Below are 12,788 nucleotides of genomic sequence, written 5' to 3' on the forward strand. Positions count from 1 at the left end.
CCTCACCAAGCCCCGCCGCGACGGTGAGGTCAAGCCTTTCGTGGCTCGGTGACGCGACGCATCAATGCCTCAAGTGGGCCGCGCTTGAACCGGCGGAACCACAATAGGGCAAAACCCGAGGACAAAGCGCAGAACCCGAGCGCGTAAACCACGATCTGCGTTGGTTTGAGTGTGCCATTTAGCAAACCAAGCTCCTCCAGCAATCCCATCCCGATCAGGATATGCGCCACATATAGGGTCAGGCTCTGCCGTCCCGGAGCGGTCAGGGCAGAGCCAAAGCGCAGTTTTTCGATCTTCGGCCATAGCTTCAGCAACAGTCCGATCACCACGCACGCCGATCCGGTGCTGGCCAGGATATAGAACGGCCCTGGCGGAATCGACGCAGTGCCTAGATAGGCAACCAATTCCGGTTCGGACATCAACCTTTGTGGAATAAGGGCCAACACGGCAGCGCCAAATCCCCACATGATCAGACGGTGTTGAATGCAGATCGTGCGAAGCTGTGATCGCCCGATGGCCATGCCGATCAGCAGGAAAGCAGCCCAAGGTAAAACCGGGTGCCAACCGTTGAAAATTGCATTTCGTAAAAAGCCGGGCAGGGTCCAGAGGTCGGTATAGCTGAGCGTGGACCAATCCCAGCCCCGCTCATAGTCAAAGATAAGGTTGGCCAAAACGGCCAGCGCAACAATTCCCAACGCCCCCAGCCACAACATACGTCCCGAGGCCGAAAGAAACGACGCCCCCACCACAAAATACAATGCGTAGAAATGCAGAATGTCAGCGTCGAACACGGTCATGTTGATCAGGCCGAGAACGAACAGAAAGGTCGCGCGCCGCAGCAGCACACCAGCGGGGATGCTCGACAGACCCAATCCTATACCAGCCAGAATGACGAACAGCGCGGCGGCCCTCCCCTCCAACGCGTCGACAAGGTTTGACGCCCAGTCTTGCCCCGGCGCAACTTGCGCCGCGATGCGGAAGTTCACCAGCACCATGCCGCAGAAAGCAAAAAAGCGGGCGGCGTCCAGGGCTTCGAGTCGTTTCATGGTGCTCCTCTGTTTGGGGTGTACTGAAATGATTTTGTGGCACAAATGCGGTTCTGTGGCGTGTTTAAGATAAACAAATTGCGAGGATCAGGGCGACCTTGCCACCTTCATCGGTCACAATGTGCCCGAGTTGAGTAAGTTAAAGATTGTGTTAAAGCGTGCGTACCGTCCTTGAAACGCCGGTCTGGCCCTACAACCTAGGGCATATCAAAGGATCGGAGGCGAAGGTGACGCAGACACATCCCGACTATGCAAAAGCGTTCAAGGACATGTCCCGCTCAAACGACGGGCGGCTGAAACGTGTGCTGATCCTTCTGATCCTGATCAGCGTCGTGATTTACGCCGGGATCGTGGGGTACATGTACGCTAATCAGGATGAGCTGCTATACAAACCGTCCGGAGAATTGCCCGCCCCCAATGAGGTTGGGCTGGCCGATGTCGACGTGATCTCTCTGCCCATGTCCGACGGGGTTGTGCTGACGGCATGGTCCGCGCCACCGGCCACTGAAGATGCGCCGACCGTTCTTTTTTTCCACGGTCAAAGCGGCAATCTGGGTGACCGGGCCGACCGGCTGCGGGAAATCCTGAACAGTGGTTTTGGCCTGCTCGCCCCCAGTTATCGCGGTTTTCCAGGCAGTGGCGGCGAACCCTCGGAACTGGCGCTGATCTCAGATGGGGTTCACATGTTTGACCAACTGGAGTCTGAGGGTGCAGCCGTCGTCCTGCACGGTCAAAGCCTTGGCACCGGCGTGGCGGCCGCTGTCGCCCAACAGCGTCCGAATGCACAGTTACTGGTGCTAGAGGCCCCCTTCACCGCGACTGTGGATGTCGCGGCCGAGCGCTATCCGTTTCTGCCGGTTTCGGTCTTGATGAAGGATCAGTTCGCCACCCGAGACTTTATCGGCGATGTTACGGTGCCAACGCTGATCTTCCACGGAACCGAGGATGAAACCGTTCCGGTGCATCACGGCCAAGCGCTGGCGGCGATGTCGGGCGACACGGCCGAACTTTATGTCATCCCCAACGGCACCCACAACGACCTCTGGTCGTATGGCTTGTGGGACGAGGTGCAGCAGACCCTTGCGAAGTAGTGTGGTTTAAAGAATCCGGCCAGCGACCGCATCCAGCTTGGCCAGTAACGCCGGATCGCGTTTTTCGGGCTCAGTGAGGATCGCAAACTCCAATGCCCGATCGCAGCCATGCGGGCAGGGCGCGCGTTCAGCCCCCAACAGATCGGGCAGGCCCTTGACCAGCGCCCGGCCTTTTTCCGCATTCCCGGTAAGGGTGGCGATAATGGCGGTTACGTCGACCTCGCCGTGATCCGGGTGCCAGCTGTCATAGTCGGTCACCATGGCGATCGAGGCATAACAAAGTTCGGCTTCGCGGGCGAGTTTCGCTTCGGGCATGTTAGTCATGCCGATCACGTCACATCCCCAATGCTCGCGATACATCTTGGATTCGGCCAGGGATGAGAACTGCGGCCCCTCCATCGCCAGATAGGTGCCACCGCGATGGATGGTGATACCTGCCGCCTTGCCTGCGCTCTCACAAGCGTCCGACAGGCGCTGGCAGGTGGGATGCGCCACGCTGACATGGGCGACGCAACCAGTGCCGAAAAAGCTTTTCTCGCGCGCAAATGTCCGGTCAATGAACTGGTCGACAATGACGAAATCCCCCGGCGCCATATGCTCGCGAAACGACCCGCAGGCGGAAACCGAGATCACGTCCGTAACCCCCAGCCGTTTCAGCGCATCGATATTGGCGCGATAGGGCACCTCGGTCGGTGAATGAACGTGGCCACGCCCGTGACGGGGCAGGAAGGCCATTTCAACCCCATTCAGAGCCCCCGTCAGAATCTGGTCCGAAGGTGCACCCCACGGCGTTTCAACCGTAACCCATTCCGCCTTTTCCAGCCCGTCGATATCGTAGATACCAGATCCGCCGATGATTGCGATTTTCGTCTGGGTCATGGCTGCGCTCCGAATGAAAAAATACGATGCAGACTGTCTGAGGGGCAGCGGAGGATTTGGCAAGTGGGTTCAACGGTTTGTGTTGGTTGATGGCCCGGTATGCATCTGTTGCATATCTGGGTCCCACCTGGCGCGGTATCTCCTGCGGGGATTGACCGCTAAAAGACCCCTTTCGCGCGAACCCAAAATACCAACAGGACCGTCCCATGCCCCGAGCCATGCTGGCAAGCTTTGCCAATCGTATAGCTAAACCCGATCTTCGTTGGGTGCCGGACGAAGGGCTGACCGCCTCGCGCCTGCGGATCGAACTGCTGTCCGGTCTGACTGTGGCGCTGGCGTTGGTGCCCGAAGCAGTGGCCTTTGCCTTTGTGGCCGGCGTGCATCCGCTGGTTGGTTTGTACGCGGCCTTTATGGTTGGTCTTATTACGGCGTTGATTGGTGGCCGTCCGGGCATGATTTCGGGTGCGACCGGGGCGCTGGCCGTTGTAATGGTGGCGCTGGTAGCCCAACACGGGGTTGAATACTTGTTCGCGACCGTGGTGTTGATGGGTATCCTGCAAGTGATCGCCGGGGCCATGCATTGGGGCCGGTTCATCCGGCTGGTGCCGCATCCGGTGATGCTGGGCTTTGTGAATGGTCTGGCTATCGTGATTTTCTTGGCGCAGTTGGGTCAGTTCAAAGTGCCTGGCACCATGGAAAACACCGGCCATGGCGTAGGTGGCGGCGAATGGCTTTCGGGTCTGCAGCTTTACACGATGCTGGGCCTGGTCGCACTGACCATGGCGGTGATCTGGGTCATGCCGCGTATCACGCGCATCATTCCTGCGCCGCTAGCCGGTATTTTTGTCGTTGCCGCGCTGGTGATTGGCTTTGGTTTGGACGTGCCTCGCGTCGGTGACCTGGCGTCTATCGAGGGAGGTTTGCCGCCGTTCCACATCCCGATGGTGCCGCTGACCTGGGAAACTTTTGAAATTATCCTGCCCTATGCCGTCATTCTGGCAGCAATCGGCCTGATCGAATCCCTGCTGACGTTGAACCTTGTTGGAGAGATCACCGGTAAGCGCGGCGGAGCTTCGCAGGAATGCATCGCGCAAGGCGTTGCCAACGTCGCCACCGGTTTCTTCGGTGGCATGGGCGGCTGCGCAATGATTGGTCAGTCGATGATCAACGTGAAGTCCGGTGGCCGGACCCGTATCGCCGGTATCGCGGCGGCGCTATTCCTGCTGGTGTTCATCTTGTTTGCCTCACCGCTGATCGAGCAAATCCCGCTGGCCGCACTGGTCGGGGTGATGTTTATGGTGGTGATCGGTACATTCGCCTGGAACTCGTTCAAGATCATGCGCAAGGTGCCGTTGACGGACGCGTTCGTGATCGTTCTGGTGACTGTGGTGACGGTGATGGAAGACCTTGCGGTCGCGGTTGTGGTTGGTGTCATCGTCTCCGCGCTGGCCTATGCGTGGAACAACGCCAAGCGTATCCATGCCATCACGCGTGAATCGGAAACCGAAAAAGGCGCAAAAGTCTACGAAATCCAAGGGCCTCTGTTCTTTGGTTCCTCCGAGGGTTTTGTCGAGTTGTTCGATGTGCCAAGTGATCCTGACACGGTGATCGTGGATTTTGCAGAAAGCCGGGTTGTGGACCAGTCCGCGCTGCAGGCCATCGAAAACGTCGCGTCGAAGTACGAGGCCGCAGGCAAACGCGTCATGCTGCGCCACCTCAGCCGCGATTGCCACAAGCTGCTGAACAAAGCAGGGCATCTGATGGTCGACAGCGATGATGACCCCGATTACCAACTGGCGGTGGATTATTCTGTTCGCACCGGCATTCTGGGCGGCCACTGAGTATTTTGCGAGGCTCTGCCTCGCGCTCCGAGGTATTTGCGACCAGATGAATACAGGATCCCCTGCTTCATCTGGCTGAAAATACCTCGGGGGAGGCGCCCAAAGGGCGGCGGGGGCAGCGCCCCCCTGTAATTCCTAATCGTCTGGGCGACTAAGCGAGAACAACTCGGTTACGACTGAATAGTCCCGATATCCAAGCCGGGCGAGCGGGTTGAAGGTCGTCACGTCGAATATTCCATCCCTCAAACAATCGTCTCGCAGGTGGACACCGGTTACTTCTCCGAAAACAACCCGATTTGCCTCGCCCGGCAGATCGACAATCTTGGTCAATTTGCATTCCAGAGCAGCCGGGACGCCCTCGACTCGAGCGCAGGGGATGGTTTCGCATCCAACCGGTGTCAGGCCAGCATGTTCGAATTCATCGTGATGTTTGGGCAGGCCTGCGGAACTGGCGTTCATCGCATCGCGGTGTGCGTGTGCCACCACGTTCACGCAGAACACACCGGTTGCTTCGATGTTCGAAACACTGTCCTTACCGCCGTCCTGATCGTGTTTGGTGCCCGTTGAAGCGAACATCACCTGTGGGGGCGTGTAGGCGACCCCGTTGAAGAAGGAATAAGGTGCTAGATTGTTGATCCCATCGGGGCTGCGGGTGGAGATCCAACCGATCGGGCGGGGGGTAATAACAGCGTTGAATGGATTGTGCGGCAGACCATGGCCGTCTTCGGGTCGATAGAACATCTCTACTCCAAGCGTTTGCCCAAGGCGTAGCGAAGTGCTAGGGCGAATGCCAGCAAGGAAAAGAGGGCTGAGGTGCAGCAGTTCGGGATCAGGCCGGAAGAGCCGGATGATTGGTGGGAGGTCGAAGCCCTCTATGACCTGTGCTTTGCGCCCGGGCGCGAGGCGCTGTCTTCGTATCGTCTGCGCGATGATGTGCCGCCGGTTTCAGGCTTGTCTTTGGTTGCGCGTGACGGGCAGGGCATTCTGGCTGGGGCTATTCGGTTCTGGCCGGTGCATGTGGGTGATCACGATGCCTTGCTGCTGGGGCCGGTAGCCGTACACCCGACCCATCAAGGCGAGGGTCTTGGGGGCTTTCTGATCCACGAAGGTATCGAAGCTGGCCGGGCGATGGGCTGGGATCGGGTCATGTTGGTTGGTGATGCACCTTATTATGCCCGGTTCGGGTTTTCCCGTCTGAATGGGGTTGAAATGCCCCCTCCGACCAACCCGGACCGAATTCTGGGGCTGGAATTATTCTCGGGTGTATGGGACGGGGTGGACGGGCTTGTTACCCGTTGGACTCGCTGAACTATTGAAACCTTGGCCATAAATCCCGATGTCTAATGGGCAGGAGGGTATCTATGCAGGACGTGGTTCTTGTTGAAAAGCTGGATGCTGAGGCGGAACTGGACCGATTGGCGGGGTACTACCGAACGGCCGGAGGGCCGGGCGTCAAGCTGTTGAATAGCCTCGGAGGTTCGGCAGAATCCTTGTTGGAGCAATTGCCCGAACCGATCAGGCAGGGCCTTACGGGTGCGACGGAACAGGCCCTGTGGTTGGCAATGCATGCTGCCGAAGGGTCAAGACGGGCTGTGCCGGACCAGCATCCCTGGGTCAACACCGCGGTAACCACGGCCATGGGTGCAGCCGGAGGGTTGGGCGGAATGTCCACTGCATTGATGGAATTACCTGCGACGACCGCGATGCTGTTGCGTGCCATACAAGGGGCGGCTGCGCGCGAAGGGTTTGATCCGTCGGAAGATGGTGTGAAATTTGATTGCGTGCGTGTCCTGTCCGCCGCCGGGCCTTTGTCCAATGACGACGGTGCCGATCTGGGGTTCTTCTCGGTCAGGTTGACCTTGACAGGACCTGCCATGCAGAAATTGATCGCAGCGGTCGCTCCGCGGCTGTCAGTTGTGTTGGGGCAGAAATTGGCGGCGCAATCCGTGCCGGTATTGGGGGCCATTGCCGGAGGCGGCACCAACTATGTCTACACGCGGTATTACCAGCAGATTGCCCGCGTGCATTTCGGCCTGCGCCGTTTGGCGGTCGATGCCGATATTCCCCACGATGAACTGGTGCGCAAACTTGCCGCCCGAATGTGATTTTTCTTCAAAGGCTTGGAGAATTTCACCGCATATGGTATTGATGATTTGAGCGTCCGCTAAATAAACCAAAACAACGCGGGCAAACAGGCAAATATCCATATGAAAGGCGGCTCGGCGTGATTGACGCAAGGCTTTCGCCTCATGTTTCCAACATTGCCCGGCACCTGCCGGTGCTGCAGCAATCGGCGGCTTTGTGCTATCGTGTTGAGCAAGGGCAACCCGAAGTGCTGTTGATTACAACGCGCAAATCACGCCGTTGGATCATTCCCAAAGGGTGGCTGATTGATGGGCTGACTGCGTCTCAGACCGCAGGCCAGGAGGCGTGGGAAGAGGCCGGCATTCGAGGAGAGTGCGACACGCAGGCAATGGGGCAGTTTTGCTATCGAAAACGTCATCAGAAAAAAGGCGCAGTATTGTGCGTTGTGGATGTCTTTCCGTTATTGGTGACATCGGTTGCTGCGTGTTTTCCCGAATTCAAACAGCGGCAGAGACAATGGTTTGTGCCGAAAAAAGCCGCAGTTCACGTCAATTTCCCCGAACTTGGGCAAATGTTTCAAAAACTTGAGCCAATCATGCGCTAAGATGCCTCTGGTAGGGCTTGATATTGCCATGTCTGTGGTTATCAATTCGACAACCGACATTTGGACGGATCATGATTCAATACGCATTGAAATGCAGCAACGGCCATACATTTGACAGTTGGTTCCAATCGGCCGCCGCTTACGACAAACTGGCATCCACGGGCATGGTCACATGCGCTGTGTGTGGATGTGCGGATGTTGAAAAGGCTATCATGACCCCACGTGTTCGCCCGGCCCGTGAGGCCGTGGCAAAGACCATCGCCCCCATGCCCGAGGCTGAAACGATAGATGTGGCCGCCCCTGCGCCAGACATTGAAAAGGTGCTGGCCGAGCTGCGCCGCAAGGTCGAAGAGAACTCGGACTATGTGGGTAAGGATTTTGCCAGCGAAGCGCGCAAAATCCATCTTGGTGATGCGCCCGAGCGTGCGATCTATGGTGAGGCCAAGCCGGACGAAGCGCAGGCCCTGATCGACGATGGGGTTCCAGTGGCACCTTTGCCTTTTGTTCCCAGCAGAAAGACAAATTAAGCTGTGCATGTAGTTATTACGGGGGTCAATCGTGGCATTGGCCGAACGCTGGCTGACAATTACCGGGCCCGCGGGGACAAGCTGACCGGCACCGCGCGGGATGGCAGTGCGCAGGTGGTTCTGGATGTTACCGACCCTTCGCAACATTCCGACGTGGCCACGTATCTGGCAGATCAACCCGTCGATTTGCTGATCTGCAACGCCGGGGTCTATCTGGACAAAGGGCAGAGCATTGACGGTTATCCCGCTGACATGTGGGCGCAAAGCTTTGCCATCAACGTGACAGGCGTGTTTCTAACCGTTCAGGCTTTGTTGCCGAACCTGCGGGCCGCGCGGGGAAAGATTGCGATTATTTCATCGACGATGGCCTCGCACACCCGCGCGCCGGGAGGCAGCTATATCTACCGCGCGTCAAAGGCCGCAGCCTTGAGTCTGGGACGCAATCTGGCCACGGATTTGCGCGATGATGGAATTGCCGTAGGTATCTATCACCCGGGCTGGGTGCAGACCGATATGGGCGGGCCCGAAGCCGATATCACCCTGGATCAGGCCGCAGAGGGCCTGATTGAAAGGTTCGATGCGTTGTCACTGGAAACAACGGGTTGTTTCGAAAACTGGGACGGTCGCCCCCACGCTTACTGACGTATCAACGCTGCGGTGGGGATTTCGTAGACCTCATCCGGGTCGATGAAAATCACGGTCAGGTCGCCACGTGTTTCATGGCTGATCTTGGCAGGTGAACTGCTGGAATTCGGCACGCCATCGGTGAAATAGATGCTGCGCACTTCACCGCCGCCCAATGACACAGCCAACGTCGTCGTGCCGTCGTCATGGTGGCGCAATTCGGCATGGCAGCTGTCGAGCGGTGCGCCGCCCGAGGCGCAGGGCACAGTGCCCAAAGCATTCTTGCCGTCAGTTGCGGCCAGAGTTGAAACCTGTGCAAGGGCAGGGGAAGACAGCAGGACAACTGCGAGGGCAAGGCGGAACATGGAAAACCTCTTGGAAAATTCGATGGCTAAGGCTGACAGCCTCGCTGCCGGATGTAAAGCAGCCCCATGCGGCATTCGGGGCGGTTTTGAACCCTTGCCCTTGGGGCCCCCCTCGCATAAGACGCACGGAACCTGAATTCCAAGGCGCGGAGAGACCACCCCCATGCCCGTACTCGTAATGAAATTCGGTGGCACGTCGGTTGCCAACCTTGACCGTATCCGCCGCGCGGCGAAACGCATCGGTGTTGAGGTGGCCAAGGGCTATGACGTGATCGTCATTGTCTCGGCAATGTCGGGCAAGACCAATGAGTTGGTGGGATGGGTCAACGAAACCTCGCCCCTATTTGATGCGCGTGAATATGACGCCGTGGTGTCCTCGGGCGAGAACGTGACCGCCGGTCTGATGGCGCTGACGTTGCAGGAAATGGATATTCCCGCGCGCAGCTGGCAGGGCTGGCAGGTGCCGCTGATGACCACCAGTGCCCACAGTCAGGCCCGGATCGAAGAAATTCCGACCGAAAATCTGACCCAAAAATTCGACGAAGGCATGAAAGTGGCCGTTGTCGCAGGCTTTCAGGGCATCAGCCCCGAAGGGCGCATCACCACGCTGGGCCGGGGCGGTTCGGACACCACCGCCGTGGCCTTTGCCGCCGCGTTCGGCGCCGAGCGTTGCGATATTTATACGGATGTGGACGGCGTCTATACCACCGACCCGCGCATCTGTGAAAAAGCGCGCAAACTGGACCGTATTTCGTTCGAAGAGATGCTCGAACTGGCCTCGCTGGGGGCCAAGGTGCTGCAAACCCGCTCGGTCGAGCTGGCGATGCGGTATAAGGTGAAACTGCGCGTTCTCTCAAGTTTCGAGGAACAATCCGACGAGGCCGGAACGCTGGTCGTTGACGAGGAGGATATCATGGAATCCAATGTTGTGGCCGGTGTGGCCTATTCCCGTGACGAGGCTAAGATGACCGTCGTTTCGGTGGCGGACCGACCCGGTATCGCCTCGATCATCTTTACCGCGCTCAGCGATGAGGGCGTGAACGTGGACATGATCGTTCAGAATATTTCGGACGAGGGGCGCACCGACATGACCTTCTCGTGCCCGACCGATCAGGTCGCGCGTGCCGAGAAAGCGTTGTTGGCGATCAAGGACGCGGGTGAGCTGAACTATGCCGAACTGGTTGCGGACGAAGATGTCTGCAAGGTCTCGGTGGTGGGCATCGGAATGCGTTCTCAGTCGGGTGTTGCGGCCAAAATGTTCAAGATACTCTCGGATGAGGGGATCAACATTAAGGTCATTACAACCTCTGAGATAAAAATTTCCGTCCTTGTGGATCGGAAATACATGGAACTTGCGGTTCAGGCACTGCATGATGCCTTTGAACTGGACAAGGCGGCCTGAGCATTTCAGCCAAGGATTTCGCCTGACACAATAATTTGGTTGGGCCATGGCGGACGGCACCGAAACAGAATCCCGCAAGCTGCTTGGGCGGCTGCGCGAAGAAATGGCGAGCGAAGCCGCCGGTCAGGAACGTCTTGACCGGATTACGCATCTGATCGCCGACAGCATCCGGGCCGAGGTCTGCTCGGTCTATCTGTTTCGCGACGAAGACACGTTGGAGCTGTGCGCCACCGAAGGCTTGGCACCCGAAGCGGTGCACAAGACCCGGATGCGTATGGGCGAAGGTCTGGTTGGCCGCGTCGCCCAATCTGGCAAGGTCGTGAATACCCCTGACGCGCCGTCGGCCAAAGGCTTCCGCTATATGCCGGAAACCGGCGAAGAACGGTTTTCGTCCTTTCTGGGCGTGCCGGTTCAACGGCTGGGTGAAAAACTGGGCGTTCTGGTGGTGCAATCCCGCGAGGCGCGCCAGTTTTCGGCGGATGAGGTTTATGCGCTGGAGGTCGTCGCCATGGTTCTGGCCGAGATGGCCGAGCTGGGCGCCTTTATCGGCGAGGGTGCGGCCCTGTCGCCCCTGCACCAGCAATCAGTACAGCTGAGCGGTGGTCCCGCACAGGAAGGATACGCCGAAGGTCATGTCTGGCTGCATGAGCCCCGCGTCGTGGTCACCAACCCGATTGCCGATGATCCACATCGCGAACGTGAACGCCTGAATGAAGCGGTCGAAGAGCTGCGCGTTGGCGTCGACAAGATGCTTGAAATCTCGCAGGGCGGCGACAAGGAACAGCTTCAAGTCCTTGAGGCTTATCGCATGTTTGCCAATTCCAAAGGCTGGATGCGCCGGATGGAAGAGGACATCGCCCTGGGCCTAAGCGCCGAGGCAGCGGTTGAAAAAGAACAATCGCAGGCCCGCGCGCGGATGGGGCAGGTAACCGATCCGTATTTGCGTGAACGGCTGGCTGATCTGGATGACCTGTCCAACCGGTTGCTGCGCATTCTGACAGGCCAAGGCAATACAAATGGCGCTGACCTGCCACCTGATCCGATCCTGATCGCCCGCAATATCGGTCCCGGAGACCTGCTGGAATACGGACGATCACTGAAAGGCATCGTGCTTGAGGAAGGCTCGGTCGGCAGTCATGCCACTATCGTGGCACGTGCGTTGGCTATTCCGTTGGTAGTACATGTGGGCCGGATCACGACCGAGGCGCTGAACGGCGACCATATCCTGGTCGATGGGGATCAGGGCATTGTCCATCTGCGTCCCGAAGACACCGTGGCAAACGCTGTGCGAGATAAAATCGCGATGCAGGCCAAGGCGCAGGAACGCTATGCCTCAATTCGTGAAACCCCGACAGTGACGCGGGATGGGGAGCGGATCAATCTGGTAATGAATGCGGGGCTGATGGCTGATCTACCCTCATTGAATAATTCAGGGGCCGAGGGCGTGGGCTTGTTCCGAACCGAGCTGCAGTTCCTGATCCGCAACCAGATGCCCAAGCGGTCAGAATTGGTGACACAATATCAACGGGTTCTGGACGCTGCTGAAGGCAAGCGCGTGATCTTTCGCACGTTGGATATCGGGTCCGACAAGGTTCTGCCTTACATGAAGCACGTGGCGGAACCGAACCCGGCGCTGGGCTGGCGCGCGATCCGCGTCGGTCTGGACAAACGCGGCGTGATGCGGATGCAGTTGCAGGCCCTCTTGCGTGCCGCCAATGGCCGCCCCTTGTCGATCATGTTCCCCTTCGTGGCGCAAGCCGACGAGTTCTACGAGGCCCGCTGGGAGGTCAATAAAACCATCGAGCGTGAAAAGCGTCTGGGTCATATCCTGCCCGAAACGCTTGAGGTCGGGGCGATGCTGGAAACCCCATCGCTGGCCTTTGCGCCGCAAAAGTTCTTTGACGAGGTCGATTTTGTCTCGGTCGGAGGCAATGATCTGAAGCAGTTCTTCTTTGCTGCTGACCGTGAAAATGAACTGGTGCGTCGTCGCTATGACACGCTGAATGTCAGCTTTCTGAGTTTTATCGCGCAGATCGTTGAGCGCTGCAACTCCTCCAATACGCCGCTTTCGTTCTGCGGTGAGGATGCCGGTCGCCCGGTTGAGGCGCTGTGCCTGGCCGCGATGGGTATTCGGACACTGTCCATGCGTCCGGCCTCGATCGGTCCGGTCAAAAGCGTGTTGCTGCGGGCCGATCTGCAATCTTTGCGCAAGATCATCGCGGATGCGCGGCACCGGGGTGAGCAATCGGTGCGCCCCGCCGTCATGGAGTGGCTGCGCAATCAGGGCTGACATCCCAAATCCGGGCTTGCTTTCTGCATCTGCA

At 58.3% G+C, this 12,788-nt stretch carries 13 protein-coding genes; 9 read left to right on the forward strand and 4 right to left on the reverse strand.

All coding sequences use genetic code 11. The annotated features are described in order from the left end of the window. Positions 1-29 precede the first annotated feature (29 nt). Complete coding sequence (locus tag ACR0B0_RS18490; protein ID WP_480649053.1) at positions 30-1,046, reverse strand: DUF418 domain-containing protein; 1,017 nt, start codon at positions 1,044-1,046, stop codon at positions 30-32. A 227-nt stretch (positions 1,047-1,273) separates the two neighbouring features. Between ACR0B0_RS18490 and ACR0B0_RS18495 the strand changes: the two genes are divergently transcribed. After that, on the forward strand, positions 1,274-2,137 hold the full coding sequence (locus ACR0B0_RS18495) for an alpha/beta hydrolase (RefSeq protein ID WP_367647966.1): 864 nt from the start codon (positions 1,274-1,276) through the stop codon (positions 2,135-2,137). Between the two features lie 6 nt (positions 2,138-2,143). Here the strand turns inward: ACR0B0_RS18495 and ACR0B0_RS18500 are convergent, their stop codons facing one another. Further along, a complete protein-coding gene (locus tag ACR0B0_RS18500) occupies positions 2,144-3,016 on the reverse strand; it encodes an S-methyl-5'-thioadenosine phosphorylase (protein ID WP_480649055.1) in 873 nt (290 codons plus the stop codon). A gap of 206 nt (positions 3,017-3,222) precedes the next feature. Here ACR0B0_RS18500 and ACR0B0_RS18505 point away from each other — a divergent pair, with 206 nt between their 5' ends. Next, the gene (locus tag ACR0B0_RS18505) at positions 3,223-4,857 is read left to right on the forward strand and encodes a SulP family inorganic anion transporter (protein WP_170351401.1); all 1,635 of its coding nucleotides are present in this window, start codon (positions 3,223-3,225) and stop codon (positions 4,855-4,857) included. A gap of 135 nt (positions 4,858-4,992) precedes the next feature. On the opposite strand, the gene ACR0B0_RS18510 is transcribed toward ACR0B0_RS18505, so the two are convergent. Further along, positions 4,993-5,598, reverse strand: coding sequence for a flavin reductase family protein (locus ACR0B0_RS18510; RefSeq protein WP_170351399.1), 606 nt, complete (start codon positions 5,596-5,598; stop codon positions 4,993-4,995). 72 nt (positions 5,599-5,670) lie between these two features. On the opposite strand from ACR0B0_RS18510, the gene ACR0B0_RS18515 reads away from it, so the two are divergent. The 5 genes from ACR0B0_RS18515 to ACR0B0_RS18535 all read left to right on the forward strand — a co-directional run bounded on the left by ACR0B0_RS18515 (position 5,671) and on the right by ACR0B0_RS18535 (position 8,715). Continuing rightward, positions 5,671-6,165, forward strand: a complete 495-nt coding sequence (locus tag ACR0B0_RS18515) for a GNAT family N-acetyltransferase (protein WP_170351397.1) — start codon at positions 5,671-5,673, stop codon at positions 6,163-6,165. A 53-nt stretch (positions 6,166-6,218) separates the two neighbouring features. Further along, positions 6,219-6,962, forward strand: a complete 744-nt coding sequence (locus ACR0B0_RS18520) for an EcsC family protein (protein WP_170379120.1) — start codon at positions 6,219-6,221, stop codon at positions 6,960-6,962. A 119-nt stretch (positions 6,963-7,081) separates the two neighbouring features. Next, complete coding sequence (locus ACR0B0_RS18525) at positions 7,082-7,546, forward strand: NUDIX hydrolase (protein WP_170351393.1); 465 nt, start codon at positions 7,082-7,084, stop codon at positions 7,544-7,546. Between the two features lie 71 nt (positions 7,547-7,617). Next, the gene (locus ACR0B0_RS18530; protein ID WP_170351392.1) at positions 7,618-8,073 is read left to right on the forward strand and encodes a DUF1178 family protein; all 456 of its coding nucleotides are present in this window, start codon (positions 7,618-7,620) and stop codon (positions 8,071-8,073) included. A gap of 3 nt (positions 8,074-8,076) precedes the next feature. Further along, a complete protein-coding gene (locus ACR0B0_RS18535) occupies positions 8,077-8,715 on the forward strand; it encodes an SDR family oxidoreductase (protein WP_480649057.1) in 639 nt (212 codons plus the stop codon). Here ACR0B0_RS18535 and ACR0B0_RS18540 read toward each other — a convergent pair. After that, on the reverse strand, positions 8,709-9,062 hold the full coding sequence (locus tag ACR0B0_RS18540; RefSeq protein ID WP_170351390.1) for a hypothetical protein: 354 nt from the start codon (positions 9,060-9,062) through the stop codon (positions 8,709-8,711). The genes ACR0B0_RS18535 and ACR0B0_RS18540 overlap by 7 nt on opposite strands. A gap of 163 nt (positions 9,063-9,225) precedes the next feature. Here ACR0B0_RS18540 and ACR0B0_RS18545 point away from each other — a divergent pair, with 163 nt between their 5' ends. Both ACR0B0_RS18545 and ptsP read left to right on the forward strand, forming a co-directional pair. Next, on the forward strand, positions 9,226-10,464 hold the full coding sequence (locus ACR0B0_RS18545) for an aspartate kinase (protein ID WP_170351389.1): 1,239 nt from the start codon (positions 9,226-9,228) through the stop codon (positions 10,462-10,464). A 46-nt stretch (positions 10,465-10,510) separates the two neighbouring features. Then, entirely contained in the window at positions 10,511-12,754 is a 2,244-nt protein-coding gene (ptsP, locus tag ACR0B0_RS18550) for a phosphoenolpyruvate--protein phosphotransferase (protein WP_170398904.1), read from the forward strand. Positions 12,755-12,788 lie beyond the last annotated feature (34 nt).

The organism is Ruegeria sp. BA12, from assembly GCF_056539625.1.